Source organism: Prevotella sp. CAG:592 (assembly GCF_000436015.1).
Taxonomy (GTDB): domain Bacteria; phylum Bacteroidota; class Bacteroidia; order Bacteroidales; family Bacteroidaceae; genus Prevotella; species Prevotella pectinovora.
Genome location: NZ_FR892599.1, coordinates 23,016 through 40,629, shown reverse-complemented (window position 1 = coordinate 40,629; position 17,614 = coordinate 23,016). Strand labels below are relative to the sequence as shown.

At 50.9% G+C, this 17,614-nt stretch carries 12 protein-coding genes and 1 pseudogene; 5 read left to right on the top strand and 8 right to left on the bottom strand.

Annotated elements, in window-relative coordinates; all coding sequences use genetic code 11:
* The first annotated feature begins 21 nt into the window (after positions 1–21).
* The gene (locus QVO99_RS07880) at positions 22–1,071 is read left to right on the top strand and encodes a carbohydrate porin (RefSeq protein WP_022317066.1); all 1,050 of its coding nucleotides are present in this window, start codon (positions 22–24) and stop codon (positions 1,069–1,071) included.
* A gap of 122 nt (positions 1,072–1,193) precedes the next feature.
* Here the strand turns inward: QVO99_RS07880 and pafA are convergent, their stop codons facing one another.
* From pafA to QVO99_RS07860, 4 genes are all read right to left on the bottom strand, one after another.
* Positions 1,194–2,828 (bottom strand): alkaline phosphatase PafA, encoded by a 1,635-nt coding sequence (gene pafA / locus QVO99_RS07875; protein ID WP_022317065.1) that lies wholly within the window; start codon positions 2,826–2,828, stop codon positions 1,194–1,196.
* A gap of 112 nt (positions 2,829–2,940) precedes the next feature.
* Positions 2,941–4,329, bottom strand: coding sequence for a right-handed parallel beta-helix repeat-containing protein (locus QVO99_RS07870; RefSeq protein WP_022317064.1), 1,389 nt, complete (start codon positions 4,327–4,329; stop codon positions 2,941–2,943).
* A gap of 51 nt (positions 4,330–4,380) precedes the next feature.
* Complete coding sequence (locus QVO99_RS07865; protein WP_022317063.1) at positions 4,381–7,212, bottom strand: TonB-dependent receptor; 2,832 nt, start codon at positions 7,210–7,212, stop codon at positions 4,381–4,383.
* Between the two features lie 3 nt (positions 7,213–7,215).
* Positions 7,216–8,268: a metallophosphoesterase gene (locus QVO99_RS07860; protein WP_022317062.1), complete on the bottom strand. Its 1,053-nt coding sequence runs from the start codon at positions 8,266–8,268 to the stop codon at positions 7,216–7,218.
* Positions 8,269–8,655: 387 nt separating this feature from the next.
* Here QVO99_RS07860 and QVO99_RS07855 point away from each other — a divergent pair, with 387 nt between their 5' ends.
* From QVO99_RS07855 to QVO99_RS07845, 3 genes are read left to right on the top strand one after another with little or no spacing between them, the layout of a single operon-like run.
* Entirely contained in the window at positions 8,656–9,654 is a 999-nt protein-coding gene (locus QVO99_RS07855) for an aminodeoxychorismate synthase component I (RefSeq protein WP_022317061.1), read from the top strand.
* A gap of 39 nt (positions 9,655–9,693) precedes the next feature.
* Entirely contained in the window at positions 9,694–10,308 is a 615-nt protein-coding gene (locus QVO99_RS07850; protein WP_022317060.1) for an aminotransferase class IV, read from the top strand.
* The gene (locus tag QVO99_RS07845; protein WP_022317059.1) at positions 10,305–11,141 is read left to right on the top strand and encodes a helix-turn-helix domain-containing protein; all 837 of its coding nucleotides are present in this window, start codon (positions 10,305–10,307) and stop codon (positions 11,139–11,141) included. Before QVO99_RS07850 ends, QVO99_RS07845 begins: the two co-directional genes overlap by 4 nt.
* 134 nt (positions 11,142–11,275) lie before the next feature.
* Here QVO99_RS07845 and QVO99_RS07840 read toward each other — a convergent pair whose 3' ends face one another.
* The gene (locus tag QVO99_RS07840) at positions 11,276–11,815 is read right to left on the bottom strand and encodes a hypothetical protein (RefSeq protein ID WP_022317058.1); all 540 of its coding nucleotides are present in this window, start codon (positions 11,813–11,815) and stop codon (positions 11,276–11,278) included.
* A 330-nt stretch (positions 11,816–12,145) separates the two neighbouring features.
* Here QVO99_RS07840 and QVO99_RS07835 point away from each other — a divergent pair, with 330 nt between their 5' ends.
* Positions 12,146–15,073, top strand: coding sequence for an ATP-binding protein (locus QVO99_RS07835; protein ID WP_288177056.1), 2,928 nt, complete (start codon positions 12,146–12,148; stop codon positions 15,071–15,073).
* A gap of 277 nt (positions 15,074–15,350) precedes the next feature.
* Here the strand turns inward: QVO99_RS07835 and QVO99_RS07830 are convergent, their stop codons facing one another.
* The 3 genes and pseudogenes from QVO99_RS07830 to QVO99_RS07820 form a co-directional block, all read right to left on the bottom strand.
* On the bottom strand, positions 15,351–16,562 hold the full coding sequence (locus tag QVO99_RS07830) for an iron-containing alcohol dehydrogenase (protein ID WP_022317056.1): 1,212 nt from the start codon (positions 16,560–16,562) through the stop codon (positions 15,351–15,353).
* A 25-nt stretch (positions 16,563–16,587) separates the two neighbouring features.
* A pseudogene (locus QVO99_RS07825) lies at positions 16,588–16,857 on the bottom strand (alcohol dehydrogenase); the annotation flags it as partial.
* A 129-nt stretch (positions 16,858–16,986) separates the two neighbouring features.
* Positions 16,987–17,547, bottom strand: coding sequence for an NUDIX hydrolase (locus QVO99_RS07820; RefSeq protein ID WP_022317054.1), 561 nt, complete (start codon positions 17,545–17,547; stop codon positions 16,987–16,989).
* Positions 17,548–17,614 lie beyond the last annotated feature (67 nt).

The window sequence follows — 17,614 nt, the reverse complement described above, 5'->3', positions numbered from 1 at the left end:
AGAGCACCGTTTTTTAAGATTATGAAGACAACGAGACGCAACATCCTTCTGTCGGCACTATGCTGCATCAGCACGAGTATGGCGAATGCACAGAGTTTCTGGGGCAACTATACCACTGAGTGGCAATGGGATATGAATAAAGGTACCAATTGGGTGAACCTGCTGCGACTGGAAATGAGCGTTCCGCTATGGAAGGGCGGTTCCTTGGAAGCCGCTACGCTGCATGTGGCGAAGACTGGCGACGGCATCATCGACGACTGGCAGGGGTTCTCAAACATAGAGGCAGACAATATGTTTGCCGGCATTGCCGTGTTGGGGTATATGCACGAATGGAAGGCAGGACACCTGTTCGTGGGAGTGAGAAACGTGAATGAGGATTTCTTCACTTCCGACGTGACTGCACTCTTCACTAACAGTTCGTGCGGCATCTTCCCTACAATCGCCGCAAGCTATCCGATAGCCAACTATCCACTGTCAGGCCTGACGGTATATTTCGACGTAAGCAAGGGAGGATGGACATTCAGGAACAGCCTGTATAATGGTGTAGGCTATAATGGATGGAAGCACCATGACAATCCGTTTATCATCAATCCAAAGCGTGACGGCATCTTCAACATTTCTCAGCTGGAGTATTCCTGGCGTGGCGCTTTGTATTATGCCGGAGTTACTCTCCATACCCGCCGGTTTGTCTTCGACGATGAAAGTGAGATGGCGCCAGCCGATGAGGCTGTCCACAAGACGAGCTGCGCCTGGTGGGTGTATGGCGAACAGCCGGTGTGGAAATCAGACGGGAAGACCATCACCTGTATGGCACAATATTCAGAAAACACCTGCCGCGAGAGCGGTTGCTACCGTTATGCTGAGGCTGGAGGCGCTTATACCGACAGTCTCAACATGTGTGGCATCTCCGGACAGTATGCACAGTTCTGTCAGGACAATGAATTCTCGCTGGAACTGACATGGCGGCGACAGCTCACCAAGTCGATAGCCATACAGCCGTCATTCCAGTATATCAACAACGGTAACGGAAACTTCATTGTGCTCAGCACACGCCTTTGTTGCAGTTTTTGAAAGAGAGCACATTGCCCCGCATAAAAAAATGGTCATTAGGGCTGTAATCCTAATGACCGATCAAACAAGATCCCCTCTTCTAAAAAATCAAGTTACGAGCCAGCGCTAATGGCCGATTGGGGTTAAGGAAGAAGCGGCTTTCCTACACATCCGCTTGGTGCCTGTACATGTAGCAGGGCAGCTATAGTAGGAGTGATATCCGTCATCTCCGTGAGTTCTGTGGTGCTGCCGTGGCTTACGCCCCATCCCATGAAGATGAGGGGGATGTGTGTGTCGTAGGGAGTCCATGCTCCGTGGTCGGTGCCTTTCATGCTGTGGGCATAGAAACCAGGTTTGAGCACAATTTGCACGTCACCGCTTCTGCCGTGGCAATAACCGTTGATGATGCGCCGTTTCACGTCGTCGGGAATGGTGGCAGTCATCACTTTGTTCATATCGCAGGCATAGTGCACTGAAGAGTCTGTCAGCAGTTCGTCAACGACACATTGTTTGATGCGGTCGTAGTCGAGATGCAGCTGGCGGATTCTGGCGATATCGAAGAACACCTGATAATTCATCACCTCACTTACTATCTTGCCACAACCGGGGAATGTCTCTGAGAGTCTGGCATTGAGACGGTCGGCAACTTCAGAGTTGCTCCATGCCCCAGCCGGGATGCGACGGTCTTGAAGGAAGCGGGCGTTGTTCATCGCTCCATGGTCGGCAGTGAGGAACACGAGATAATTCCCTTTGCCCACTTTCTCGTCGAGATAGTTGAGGAAGTCTGCGATGCTGCGGTCGAGTCTGAGATATGTATCCTCAATCTCAACGGCGTTGGGACCCACCTGATGACCGATATAATCGGTGCTCGAACAGCTCACAGCCAGCAGATCCACATCGTCGTCTTCGCCAAGGTGCTCACCCTCTATAGCGGCGCGGGCCATGTCGAAGGTTATAGAATTGCCGAACGGCGTCTTGCGGATTATCTCATAACCATATTTCTTGTATAGCGACGGCAGGTCGAGAGGCAGCAGTGCCTTTTCGCCAGCCTTGATGCCGTCTTCATATTCTGTGTTGTCGGCAGTGCTTTCGATGTAGGAGTCTTTGGGATATATTGTCTGCCATTTTTCAGAGAGATATTTCTCGGCGTGCCTCTCGCGGTTGAAACGAGTCACCCATGCGGGTAGCTTGTCCATATAGTATGTGCTTGTCACGAAATTGCCCGTCTCGTCGTCAAACCAGAATGCCCCGTCCGGGGTATGTCCGGCAGGAAGGATGGAGGCACGGTCTTTCAGCGAAACGCCTACAACCTTAGATCGACCGTTGGTGGCGAGTTTCATCTCGTCGCTGATTGTGGTTACCCACAGGTTGCGCGGCGACATCTGTCCTGATTCGCTCTTCGTTCCCACGGGGGTCACCGTCTTGTCGGTGGTGCAATACACCTTCTTGCCGTCTTTATAGAAGTTGTTGCCAGCAATGCCGTGTATCGTTGGCACGCTGCCGGTATATATACAGGTGTGGCCTATCGCCGTGACCGACGGGATATATGGGATGCGAGTGTTCTCGAATGAATATCCCTGGTTGAGCAGGCGTTTGAATCCACCTTCGGTATAGCGCTGTTGATAACGGTAGAGATAGTCCCAGCGCATCTGGTCTATCACGATGCCCACCACGAGGCGAGGTCTTTGGAATGTCAGGTTAGCGGACTTGCCGTCCTGTGCCTGCATGCCGCAGCATGACAGGAACAAGGCTGCAAGAACTGTGATTGTCTTTTTCATTTTCAAATCTTTACTTTGTTTCTTTATCCCCAATCGGTCATTATGATTTACTTGGATTTTAGTGTTTTAGAAGAGTGGATTTCAATCGTCAGACCGTCTGGAAGTATGGTAATTACATCCATGCTCCGAATCGTGAGCTTGGCAGTGGAGCGGTGAAATAATAGTTGATGTCGTTGTTGCTGTCGAGGAAGTTCACCTTCTTCATTCCGAAGAATGGGAGTCCGCCGGGGAAGAGACGGCTGAAATCTGTCACACCGCCAGAGAGGGCAGGACTGCCGGGCTGAAAGTTGAAATCCCATGTCTTGTCGAAAGCCAGTGGAGCACCTTTCTCCAATTTGTCAGCTTCACAGTTGATGTCCATATTGTCGCTTTGACGGAAATTCTTGAAGAGCGGGTCGAGCTGACCAGCCACGCTGCTCTTGATGTCGGTGTCAAACCATATAGCGAGCGATGCTCCCTTTGCCATCTGCTCCACGCCCTTCTCTGTAGAAGCGTAATAGTAGTTGGGAGTGAGGCGGCTGTGCTCAATGTCTACACCATCTTGTTTCGGCTGCTTCAGACCGTAGCGGCAATCATATACGAGGTTGTTCACGAAGACTGGCTTTGCTGCCTTCTCCACCCATACCGAACCACCTTTCTTGTTCTTGGAGCGGCGCCATCCGCAATCCACTATGGTGTTGTTGTAGACAGTCATCTCAGTGAGCGGAATCACTTCGCTGTTGCCGGCATTAGAAAGCTTGAAGGCATTGGTGCAGGCATTGTAGATGACGTTGTTGGCAACGTCGAGCTTGCAGCCAGCTTTCACGTTGATGGCCTCGCCACCGTCGGCGGCATTGCCGGAATCGGCAAAGATGTTGTTTACGATCACGCCGTTGCCGCCGGTGAAGTATGTCTGGTCGTTGTAGTTGTCGTGGAAGAAACTGTCAGCAATGACGAACTTGCCGTTCACATTGCAGAAGTGGAAGGCAGGCACACCGCCGTCGATGGTAGTCTTGAACAGTTTGTTCTGGAACGATGCCGACGATTCCGTCGGTGTGGCTCCGGCATAGGCGATGTTGACATGGCTGAGCACTACCTCCTCGGAATTGTATCCGCAGATTATTCCTCCCCAGTCTTCAGTCTTCTTGGTGTCGGAAGTGAAAGTGACCGGCTTCTCTGCCGTTCCCATACAATAGAGATTGCCAAGCACTACGATTTCTACAGGCACCTGAACCTCCGACTTGCATGTCACGGTGACTCCTGGCTCGATGTATAGCGAGGTGCCGACAGGTATCTCTACGCTCTCGCTCAGAGTGGTGTCCTTGGTCCATACCAGAGAGCCCTTGGGATATTCAGCCATGGCGGTCTTGATTACATCGGCAGAGCCTTGGTTCCCGTTGCTGCCGTTGCCGTTGTTGTTAACGTAATCGTATGGATTGATGTTGTCGTTCTCGCAAGATGTTGAGAACAATGTTGCAGCTGCCATAATCAGCGCACTGTATATTACTTTTGACCTTGTCATTTTATTTCTTTTTTTGTGATTTGGGTTTCTGAAAGCTAAACACTCTTTGCATTACAGTTTGTATCTCACTCCGAGAAGGAACGTCCTTCCGTATTTGTATGTTCCCACGATGGTCTTGTCCTTCTTCTGTCCTTCGTATTCCAGATTGTCCGGGTTCACGGTCTTCAGATATCTCTCGCGCTTTGCGTCGAGTAGGTTGTTTGCCTTGAAGAATATCGAGATGCCGTTTTTGAACTGCTTCTCGGCGCTGAAGTCCAGACCGAACATTGCCTTGTCCCACTGGTCGGCATTCTTGAATGGCGAGACGAGAGCGAGTTTGGTGCCTGTAAACGAGGCGGCGAGTTGTGCGTTCCATCCGTTCTCCGTGTCTTTGTAGAGCAAGGAGAGGTTGGCGGTGTGAGGGGCCTGGTTCACGAGCGGACGGGTCTGTGTCACTCCTGTCTTATACTCAGCACTGCCCTCCTGGTATTCACGCTTTGATGTGGTGATGCGGGAGTGGGTGTAGGTGTAGTTTGCCTTCACACCGAAGTGGCGGATATATTTTATCACGTCGATCTCGAAGCCCATGTTCTTGGCGTTACCGAGGTTGTCTGGCATATAGTAGGCATCCGTTCCGGCACCGATCTTACCGTCTGAAGTAACGAACACCTGCTCGATAGGATTCTTCAGGTATTTATAGAATACGCCGACGAGTATCTGCTCCGTCTTGCTTGGAAACCATTCCCATCTCAGGTCCAGATTGTCGATGCGTGCACGTTTCAGGTTCGGGTTACCTTTCTCCTGATATTCCTCGCCTTGAATCTGATAAGGCACGATTTCATAGAATCCCGGACGGTTGATGCTGCGGTAGTAAGAGAGTCTCACGTTCATCTTCGCTGTCGGTGTCCATTTGAGCGATGCCGATGGCAGATAGTCCCAATAGCTCTGTTCGCCCACCTGTCCCATATTGCGGAAATGCTGAAGCATAGTGTATATCTGATTGGTGTGCTCAGCACGGAAACCGGCATACACTTCGCCTATCCTGCTCTTCAGAGTCACCATGGCATAGGTACCGCCGATATGCTCCTTTGAGTCGTAGTTGAGCTGTGAGGCTTGAGAATACGGAGTCTTGCACACCCAGTCGACATTGGCAAACTGGTCATAGCCGTTGCCGTCGAGCTTCTGCGAGATGTCGGCAGGATTGAAGATATACGAGTAGTATCTGTTGCTGCGCTCCTTGCGGCGATATTGCGCTCCGGCTTTCCATAGAGCGTCAACGCCGTTGCCGAAATGTGTGTCGTATGAGAAATTGATGTAGCCCGCCCAATCGGTGTCTTTGTTGTGTTGGAATCTGCGTTCGGCGTTCTTCGGCAGCGTCTTTGTGATGTTCTTGTCCGTGTTCCATATCGAACCGCCCACCACGTCGCCTTCAGCACTGGCATCTCGGCTGACGGAATTGGTCAGCGTGATGTATGTTCTGTCGGGGTCTTCCTCCTTGGCCTGTGAGAATATTCCTGACCAGTCCACGGTGAAGTCTTTAGTGAGATGATGTGTTCCTTTCAGGTTTGTGGCGAAGATGCTCTGTGTGGCAGATGTGGAGCGCACCTCGTCGTCCTGTGTGTATGAGTCGGCAGCGATATATTCTGTGCTGATGCCGTTGTCGTAGCGAACGCCTTTAGAGTTAGACCTAACGTACATGTTATACCATTCCAGCTTGTGTTCAGGCAGTGTCAGGTCTATCTTGGCGTGCAGACCAGAGGTTAGGTCGTGGATGCTGTAATAGCGGTGGTGTAGGTTTGAGATATACATCGCCTGTTCTCCCGATGCCATCTTCACGGAGTTGTATGTACGCTCAGTGCCACGGAAGGTGTTCTGGATGCTTCCGGCGAGCATCACTCCGAGACGGTCTTTCCAGAAACGGTCGCCGATGCTCAGTCCGCCCACGAAGTTGGGGGCAGGAGTAGAGTGGCTCTTCAGGCGCACCGGACCGTTCTTGAAGTCGCTCATCGTAGCCTTGTAGTCAGCACCGTTAGCCTCGTATGGCGATTTGTGGGTATAGTCAGAACGGTCGGTTGTGAGATAGTCTCTGCCGTCTTTCCCAAAATAGTCGGTGGCTCCGATGGCGGCATTGGCCTGCAGCTGGAAGCGAGAAGGCGCATCCTTCATTACCATGTCTACCACACCTCCTGCTGCATCACCCTCCATATCGGCGGTGAGTGACTTTGAAACCACAAGACGGTCCATCATATCGGACGGGAAGATATTCAGAGGCACATAGCGGTTCTTGTCGTCGGGGCTCGGAATCTTCACGCCATTCACGAGTGTGTAGTTGTATCTCTTGTCCATACCACGCATGATGGCATAAGAAGCTTCACCGGAGGCATCACGCTCCATAGTGACTCCCGACACGCGCTGGAGCACGCTTGCCACATTCACGTCTGGCGAGAGTTGGATGCTCTGCTGGCTCATCACGTTGAGCACTGTGCCGGCATTCTTCACCGTCTCCACAGCACTGCGGTCTGACCGGTATTCGCGGTGACCCGTGACCACCACTTCGCCCAATTGTCTGGAGTCTTCGTCCATGGCGATTGTCAACTGTCCGTCCTTGCCGTCTTCAGAACCTTTGGAGTAGTCTTTCGCAACATCCACCACCATCTCCTTTGTCTTGTATGACATATAGGTGATGACGAGGGTGAACTTGCCTTTTTCGGGCAGTTCGTGCAGAGAGAACGTACCGTCGAGACCTGTGGTAGTACTTATGTTGGGCAGTTCCTTTACCCGCACCACTGTGCCGATGAGCGGTTCGCCCGTCTTGTTATCCTTGACTATGCCGTCGAGCGTATGAGCACTGACGGCTGTAGTCGCAGCGGCAAGAAGAGCCGCACTGAAAAGAATCTTCTTCATCTGTTATTTTGATTTCTGAATCTCGTGAATCACTTTGCCTTCCTTGTCAATCATATACATGCTGAGTTGTTTCTTCGAAGCAGAGATGACAGAGAAACCGTCATCGGAACTGCAGAACACGGTGCCCTTGACGGCCTGCACCGGACGGGCGAGAGATGCCGATGTGTTGACCACATAGTCGATGTCGTCGCCTTTCATCTTGATGTGTTGGAAGTTGTGGATATGTCCGCAGGCATATATAGCCACGTTCTTGTAGCGCTTCAAAATCGGGAGCACACGAGTCTGCATGTCTGTGCGCTCGCTTTCAGCTTTGTTGGTGTATGCATAGATGGGATGGTGTCCCACAACGATTACCCAGTCCTCCTTGGCATTCCTCAGCGTGTTGTCGAGCCAGTCTAGTTCTGCTTTCATATCCTGTTTGCAGGCATCGGGATAAACGTCGGAGTTCTGCTGGTAGCGGTCGATGAGCGGTGTGGTGTCGAGGAATACCACCCGAAGTGTGGTGCCTTTCTTGTTGAACACCTTGGTGTAGTAGCGGGCCGGCATCATCCAGCGGCGGCTCACCTTGCCATAGTCGAGCACCGCCTGAGTGTTGCCGCGGTATTCATGGTTGCCCAACACAGGAAACCAGTCGAGCATCAGTTCGGGATGCGAATAAACCTGTTCGAAGTTTGTCATCCACAATGGGTCGTTGACAGATGCCACACCGTTGAAATGATGAATGTCGCCAACGGCAAGCACGCATTTCGGACCTAAAACCTCTCCCATCTCTCCCATCAGTTCTGCAATGGGCTTTTGGTCATAATAACCGTTTCTGCCGAGGTCGTTAGCCATATAGAGCGTGATGTCGCCCTTCAGCTTCTTCCATTCCGAACGGACTGTCTCTGGCGTTGTGTTGCCTGGACCTCCAGCGGCCGCCACCGCTGCATTGGCATTGACAGAAGCAACATTGCTCTTCTGAGCCTGCAAATTCAAACCACCCAGCAACATCATAGCTGCCATTGACAATACGGCAATCTTGTTTCTACCGCAAACTCCGAATTTCTTCTTTTTCATTTTCTTTGTTACCTTTATATTATACCTTAATGATTAAATTCCGAATATTGATTTCAAAACGTTAAATTCTGCTGCAAAAGTACTGTCACTGTATGTCAAAGATGTTACATGCATTTTAATAAGCAGGTAAAACGTGCTACAAAGGCGTTACACAGACAAACCGGAGATAACTCAAATGGCAGACACCTCGTAGTTGGGAGTGTCAACTTCCAAGCAAGCCCTAATGACCGATTGGGGATAAATGCAGATAAGAAACGTCAGGTTGCGGTCTTTAAAAGAAAATTATTACCTTTGCATTATATATACAAGTATATAAGTATGAATCTTTCACCTTGCTTAGACTTATGGATACACGTCCATATATAATACAAGGTGTAGTATCGAGATATGAGACAAGAGATTATCGACCGCATGAACATCCTCGCAGCCGGGGGAGAACCATTCCTCTTCGTTATCGACTATGAGGGAGATGGCGCATATATACACAAGCTGTCGGAAATCAATCCGCAGGAATGCCTTTACGACTTTGAGGGAGTGGGCAATGTAGACAAGATGGATGTCAGACCACTCCCAACGCCTGTTGAATGGCAGGTGGACGAACCTCGCTATGAGGACTATGAGAAGAGTTTCGCCATCGTGAAGAGCAATCTGATGGCAGGCAACAGTTATCTGACCAATCTCACATGCAAGGTGCCGGTGAGATGCAGTCTCACGCCCGATGATATCTTTCTCCATGCCAGAGGCAAATACAAACTGCTGCTCAAGGTGGGGAAGGAGACAGGAGAAAGGAAAAGCATAGTGTGCTTCTCGCCCGAAACCTTCGTTAAGATAAAGGGCGGAAGGATATATTCCTATCCTATGAAGGGAACGCTCGATGCCACAATCCCAGATGCCGAAAGGGTATTGATGGATGATGAGAAGGAGGCTGCCGAACATGCCACTATAGTTGACCTTATCAGAAACGACCTCAGTAGGGTGGCGACCGACGTGAGGGTGGACACATACCGGTATATCGACCTGCTGCATACAAACAAGGGCGACATACTGCAGACCAGTTCGGAGGTGAGCGGACAACTCCCTGCCGACTATCGCCGGAACATCGGTGACATACTGGCGGCACAGCTGCCGGCAGGGTCGATAACGGGAGCGCCAAAAGACAAGACCGTGGCAATCATCAGCCAGGCGGAAGGCTACAAACGAGGATTCTATACCGGAGTGATGGGCATCTATGACAACGGAGAACTCAATTCTGCCGTCATGATACGTTTCATCGAGCAAGACCAGAGCGGCATGTATTTCAAGGCAGGCGGAGGAATAACCTGGATGAGCGACTGCCGGAAAGAATATGAGGAGGTGATACAGAAGATTTACCTTCCGATGGGGTAGGAATGATTCTGTCGCTGTCTGTTCTATCATAAAAATATAATGAAAATGCACTTCGTAGAGACAATAAAGATAAAGGATGGCACAGTCATGGCACTGCCATATCATCAGACAAGGATGGAAAGAACCGTCAGACGCTTCTTTCCCGGCCTTGCCCTTCATGACATGCCCCGCCTCTGCGAAATCATTGACGCAAAGGCAGGCAAAGGAATATTGAAGGCACGGGTGGTGTATGGCGAGAAAGGAGTGGAGACAGTGGAATACGCACCCTACAACATGCGTGAAATGAAGACCCTGCAGGTGGTGGAAGGTGGCGACATAAGTTATGAATACAAAAGTACCGACCGCTCCCGTCTCAATATGCTGGCGGAGAAGAAAGGAAATTCCGACGAAGTGATAATCCTGAAGCACGGATTCCTGACCGACACATCGTTCACCAACATCGCCATCCACGACGGCAACGGATGGATTACGCCACGCTGCCCATTGCTCTATGGCACAAAACGGGCAGCGCTGCTCGACCAAGGTGTCCTCACCGAGGCTGACATCACCATCGGCGACTTGCGGAGGGCAACCCGCGTCAGCCTGTTCAACGCCATGATAGACTTCGGCGAGAGAGAGATTGCCGTCAATGATATAAACACGGAACTGATATGAACCAAAAGATATACAACCTGGAAGAATTTGCCTCACGATATCATCTGAAAGATATATTCGGAGCATACGCCGCCCACTTTGCCGTCACTCGGCAGGAGAGTGGGGACTTTGCCGATATGGTGACGGAGCGTGCGCTTTTCTGCCGTATCTTTCTCGTGAAGCAAGGCAGCTGCCGGATGGTCATCAACGGCAAAGACGGTGATGTGCTGGAACTCGGCGAGGGCAGTATGCTTATGGTCTCGGTCAATGATGTGGCAACGCTCCTGTCTGTTTCTCCAGACATCGATGCGGAATGCGTGCTGGTGGACGAGGAGTTTGTAAGCCATACATATTGCTTCCGCCTTTCCGCCGACAAATACAAGAGCGTTCTCGATATCTTCCATTTCATACGCGACATCGTGCGCCATCAGCATATCAACAAGATAGAGATGATACGAAGCATGTTCAATGTGCTCAATCTGATTATCGAGGAACTGCCATACGAACAATGTTCCGTGTCGCACGACATCGGCCACAAAAAAGGCATTTATGAGATTTTCCTCCATCATCTATACCGTAATTTCCGCAAGGAGAGACAGATTCGCTTCTATGCCGACAAGCTGAACGTCTCCACCGTGTATCTCTCCAGACTGGTGAAGGAAATCAGCGGCACTACCGTCAACGACCATGCCACATCATTGGTATACAAGGAAATATGCAATCTGCTCACACATTCAGACATGACGATAGGCGAGATTGCCGACTATCTCAATTTCAGCGACCAGAGCGCCCTCTCCAATTTCTTCAAGCAGCGCTCAGGCATGACTCCGCTCGCATATAGGAACAGGCAATAGGGGCGGAGAGACCGCAGGGACCTCTGCTCTATGATAGTTTTTTTTTACCCCAATCGGTCATTGGGCTTGCTTGGATTTTGGATTTTTAGGAGAGTGGATTCTGTTTGGCTTAATATATCGTCAAAGATTTTTTCCTATCCCTTCTTCGTAAGTTGGAATGCCAGCCGCTCGTCGCCAGACCAGCAGTGGATAACTCCGCAATAGCTGAACCCCTCGTCGGCAAGCAGATGTTGCATCACGAGATTGTCGCGATGTGTATCGATGCGGATGTTGTCGTAGAGGGTGAGGGCATACTGCAGGGCGGTGTGCATGATGCCCGTTGCTTCGCCCGAACTGGCGATGCGGTGGATAGTGGCGTATGGTTTGTCGTTGGGCCATTTGCCGTCGTAGATGATGTCGTAGGTAGGGTCGGCGCCGCCACGCAGTACGAAAGTAGCCACTATTCTGTCTCCTTTCACGATAACGTAGCTGTCCCCGCTGTCAATGTCTTCCTGTAGAAGTTCCTCGCTTGGATATCCTTCTGTCCATTGATTGGGGTTGCCGGCTTCCGCCATGAATCGGCGGGCAATGGCGAATATTTCCTTCAGCCGTGGTATGTCGGCTGTTGTGGTGTGGCGGATGATGCAGTCGTCAGAGTTGCGGTAGTTGAGGCTGTATGTCGTTTTGTTATTCATGAAAGGAGAGGAGACTTTGTATCTTATGCAAAGATAGTGCAAACCGAATGCAGGACAACAAGCTTGCTTGATTGTTATGCTGAGGTGAAGCCTATCTTATGCAAAGATACTTGTTTTTCCCCCTTCTGCAAATTTTTCCAGTCAGTTTTTTGCAGTGTTGTCAAGTTGTAGTAAATTTGCATCGATAGACATATTGCCGTATTAGTAGACTCCCGTTTGCTGGATGTCGGCAGAATGCGCAAAATACCAACCACTACCACATTATTTTGGCGTATGACAGATCGCTACTATACCTTAAATACATTTCGAAAAATCCGACTATTATTCTCTGTGCGCAGCGCAGCCTTCCTGGTTACGTGTGCCATAATCCTGACTCTCATCATGTCGTGCCATAGTTCACCGTCGCCACGCGTCCTCGCCATGAAGCGTGATGCCGCCGACAGTGTGGTAAACGGCATGAAAGACAAAGAACAACTCGACAGCCTGGTGAAAGAAGCCGAAAAGAGTGGCGACTATATGCTTGAGATGAGATCACTCCAGAAGCGGGGACGCTTGTGGCGAGATGAAAACCGCTTCATGAAAGCCATAGCCTGTCATAATCGTGAACTGGAACTCGCAAGGAAACTCGGTGACACCATCGCCACAGTGCAGGCGCTGAACAATATCGGAACGAATTTCAGACGAATGGGGGTGCTCGACGAGGCAGTGGACTACCACTATCGTGCGCTGCACCTCGGCGACCTGTTCAGTCGGCGAAACGACAAGACGGCAATGAAAAACCGTGTGGTATCCCTCAACGGCATAGGAAACATCAGTCTTACTCTCGGCGACACCGAAACGGCAGACTCTATGTTCCGCGCTGCATTGAAGGGAGAGAAGACACTCGGAAGCCACCTCGGACAGGCCATCAACTACGCAAATATCGGTTCGGTATTCGAAAAGCGAAACATGCTCGACTCCGCATGGGCATGCTACAAGCAGTCGATGCAGCAGAACAGACTCGCCGATTCCGACCTCGGCATATCGCTCTGCTATACCCACTTCGGACGCCTCTTCGAGAAGCAAGGCAAGCGGACAGAAGCAATAGCCGAGTATCGCAAGGCATACGAAATAATGGGAACGTCAGAAGACAGGTGGCATGCCATGGAACCATGTCTCGCTCTTGCGGAGATATACATTAAAATCGGCGACGAAAACACAGCGATGACCTATCTCGCCACTGCCGACCGCCTTGCCCACGACCTGCATTCGCTCGAACACCAGGCGCAGATTGCCAAGCTGTACTACGACATCTATGCAAAGAAAGACGACTGCCGGCGCGCTCTTCACTACTACCGGACGTTTGACCAACTCAGCGACAGTCTGACGAGCGAGAAGAATATTGTTCACATGCAGAACATGCGAGTGCGCTATGAGCATGAGCAGAGGCGTGCCGAAGTGAATGCCCTGAACGAGGAGTATCAAACGGAGAAATCGCTTAAGTGGGTCAGCATTATGGCTGCAGTCCTTTTGTTTGTGCTCGGTGGTGTGACAATGAGTTTCATGCTCTACGCCCTTCGTAGCCGTAAGCGCAAGCAGATGGAGCAGCATCAGATGGAGGAGATGAGAATAAGTTTCTTCACTAACATAACACACGAGTTTCGCACCCCTCTCACCGTTATTCTCGGATATTCACGGATGATGGAGGAAGGCAAGGTGCCGGCAGGCGATATGGCAAAGGTGGGAAGCATGGTGTCAAGACAAGGCATGCGCCTTCTGTCGCTCATCAACCAGTTGCTCGACATACAGAAGGTGAAGTCGAATATCGGACATCCCGACTGGCATCATGGCGACATCGTGCTCTTCATGGCAAACATCATAGAGAGTCATCTCAATATGGCACACTCCAGACAGATAACCCTGATGTATGCCCCAAAGCAAAAGAAGATGATGTGTGACTTCGTGCCAGACTATGCCCAGAAGGTGTTGTGCAACCTTCTGACAAATGCCATAAAGTTCTCCAAGGAGGGCGGACAGGTGCTTGTGGCGCTTGAGGTGGAGAACGACATGCTGACCCTGCGCATTGCCGACTATGGTAGCGGTATACCGGAAAATGAGCAGCAGCATATCTTCGAACCCTTCTATCAGACAGAGAGCGACAAGAAGGCCATCGGGTCGGGAGTGGGACTGGCCCTCGTGAACCAGATAGTGAAAACCCTTGGCGGCAGCATAACGCTCGACAGTAAGGTGGACGTCGGTTCGGTATTCACCGTAAACGTGCCCGTCAAGGCCCCGGCGGGTGTTGACGTGAAACCGCTTGAGTCACTCGGAACAATTCCTGACGACATTCTGCTTGGAGCAAATACTAAAACAGGTGGCAATAACGGAACTTCCGGTTGTGGAGAGGATAATAATCCTGTGGCAGGCGACAAGAGTGATGCCCTCGTGGATATCGGTGCGAATAGTCATGATATGGATGATGATGGTGGTGATGTGGCTGACGGCAGTTCTGCTGATACCCGTCAGCTCGTGCTCATCGTGGAAGACAATGCCGATGTGGCGGAATACATGACAATGCAGCTTAAGGCAAGATACCGCCTCGTGTTGGCACGTGATGGTGAGGAGGGACTGCGCATTGCCACGGAGACGGTGCCCGACATCATCATCACCGATCTCATGATGCCACGCATGGATGGCTACGAACTGTGTCAGAGAGTGAAGGAATCGGAGGTGCTCAACCACATTCCTGTCATCATCGTCACGGCGAGGACAACCCAGAAAGACAAGCTGCGCGGACTGCAGATTGGCGTTGATGCGTATATATATAAACCATTTGATGCTGAAGAACTATCCGTAACTGTCGGCAACCTGCTGGAGAAACACCGCTTGCTGCGCCTACGCTATATGCAGGCGCCAGCCGACGACAAACAGGCTGCCGTGGAGACGCTGCCGCCTTGCGACCGCGTGTTCCTCAATAGGGTGGATGCCGCTGTGGACGAATTGATGGCGACGGACCTTTCCGTAGACAGTGTGGCTATAGCCCTATGTATGAGTCAGCAGCAGTTGCGCCGAAAGCTCAATGCTGTGTCGGGCGACACACCGATGGCATATTTCCGCAAGCGCCAGATGCAGAAAGCCAAAGATATGCTGGACAACCGCGATGACATGTCGATCAGCGAGATAGGAATGAAGTGCGGTTTCTACGATATGTCGCATTTTACAAGAATCTTCAAGCAGGTGGTAGGAATAACACCGTCGCAGTATCGCAAGAAAGCATAACCCCCCAAACGGTCATTATGCCGTTTGGGGATAAAATCCGCTCTTCTGAAAAAAAACACAATCCAGGCTGGCCATGATGACCGATTTGGGTTAAATGGTTTGCTGACCGTTTTTAAGATTATAAGAATAGTGGTCTTGATTTCCCAATTGAAGAAATCAAGACCACGAATGTTCCTTTGCGAAAATTCCCCCCTGGCGTGGGGAATGAATCCCCACATTAGGGGGTACTGTTCCCCACGCTGTGGGGAAAATATGAGGCCTATGGCTTGTCTTGTTCCTATTTCATGCAAGCCTTGAAGATTTCGAGGATATCCTGTTCCAAGAGAGGAGCCCATGCCTTGTCGAGACCTTCATTGTCTGCCACGTGTTTCGCCATTTCAGCAAGGCGGCTGTCGTCGATGCCGACCTCAGGCAGAGTCATCGGGATGCCGATGTTGCGATAGAAGTCATGTATTGCCTTGATTGAAGCCTCTGCGTTTTCAGCTCCAAACACGTTCTTGCCGAACTTCTCGATGCGCTCCACCACCTGGTCGTGCAGTTCGCCTGTAGAGTGGTCGAGGATATGTTTCATCCAACGTGGCGTCACGATGGCAAGACCCTCCCCGTGGGTGATGTCGTAGTATGCCGACAGAGCGTGCTCCATGGCGTGCATAGGCCAGCCGCTCGGACTGTTGCCGAGACAGTAGATGCCGTTGCAGCCAAGAGTAGTGGCATAGAATATCTCAGCCCTGGCGTTGTAGTTCTGTGGATCTTCCAATACAATCTTCACGTTCTTCACGAGCGACTTCACGGCACCCTCCATGAAAGCGTCGTTCATGTCGATGTGGTCGCCACAGAAATACGACTCCATGATGTGGTTGATGCAGTCGGAAACGCCTGCCAACGTCTGTTTCACAGGCAGTGTGAAGGTATATGTAGGGTCGATGAAGCTCACTGCCGGGAATACGAGTTTTGAGAAGTATGCCAGCTTGTCGTTTGTCTCAGTGCGCGATATCACTCCGCCCATGTCATATTCACTGCCGGTAGCAGCCATAGTGATGATGTCTACGATGGGCACTGCTGCCGTTGTGGGCTTGCGTCCGCAAACGATGTCCCATGCCTCCTCCACATTGTCCGTCACCTTAGTCTTGAGCGTTCCGGCAACACCGGCTATAGCCTTAGTGCAGTCGAGCACCGAACCTCCACCCACGGCGAGTATCACATCGATGTCGTTGTCCTGACACATGCGCACACCGTCAAGCACGCTGGGGTTGAACTTGGGATTAGGCTGTATGCCGCCGAGCTCGAACACCTGCTTGTCTGTCAGTGTATCCTTCACCAGGTCATAAAGACTCTTGTCGTGTCCGGGAGCGGTGCGTTTGATGCTGCCGCCGCCATAAGTGATGAGTACACGTTTTCCATACTGGTTCATTACGCTTGCGAGTTTTTCGCTTACTACACCCCTGCCGAAGATGAGGCGTGTGGGTGTCTGATAATCAAAATTGACCATAGCTCTTTGATTTTAAAAAGGTTGTTTATACATTGTCGTTGTAGATAGCAATCTTTATCACTCCGTCCTCCTTGTTTTCGAAGATGCGGTATGCCTCGTCTATCCTGCTCAGTGGGAAGCGGTGGGTGATGAGAGGTGTGGTGTCTATCTTGCCTTGCTCGATGAGCTGCAGCACTTCCTCGCAGTCGCATCCGTCCACGCCGCCGGTCTTGAACGTAAGGTTCTTGCCATACATGTCGGGTAGTGGCAGCACCTGTGGCTCGTCATATAGTGCCACTACGGTTACGATGGCGTCGGTGGGGTCCTGTATCTTGGGTTTCGGTTTGTCGGTCATGGCAAACCTTCCTTTCTCAATGTATGTATATGCTTTCATGTTATTGTTGGTAGTTTATGTTATATAGACAGAGGGTCAGAAGACGGTGTGTCATCTCTTGCCTTTCGTGGCGAAGTATTTCCATAGCGGTGCTGCCATCATAGCCTGATGAAACTCGTCGTTCATGAGCATGCGTACCACTTCGTCCTCGTCCAGTAGCACTACCTTGATGTCTTCCGACTCTTCGAGATGCTGGGTGGAAAGCCTTTCCACCCCTGTTGCAAGGTATGTATGACTGTAGTTGGTGCAAGCCCCGGCATTGGGACTAATGGTCATCAGCTTCGACCATTCGCCTCCGCCATATCCCGTCTCCTCATAGAGTTCGCGTTTGGCAGCCTCCATCGGGTCTTCGCCTTTCTCCACGCATCCTGCCGGAATCTCTATTGCTGTGAGGTGCTGGGCATGGCGGTATTGGCGCTCCATGAGGAATTTCCCTTCTTTTGTTATCGCTATGACATTGCAGAACTCTGGATATTCCAGAACGTAGAAATCCTGTATCTCAGCGCCAGTAGGCAGTTTCACATGTTCGCGTCTTGCCGTCAGCCAAGGCTCTCTGAAGAGGTATTCGCTCTCTATCACCTCCCATGCCATAGGGTCTTTGTCTTGTTTCATGATTTCTGATATTTCATTTGATTAGGAAAGGTGTCCATTGGAGGCATACGATTCCTAATTTCTTCAT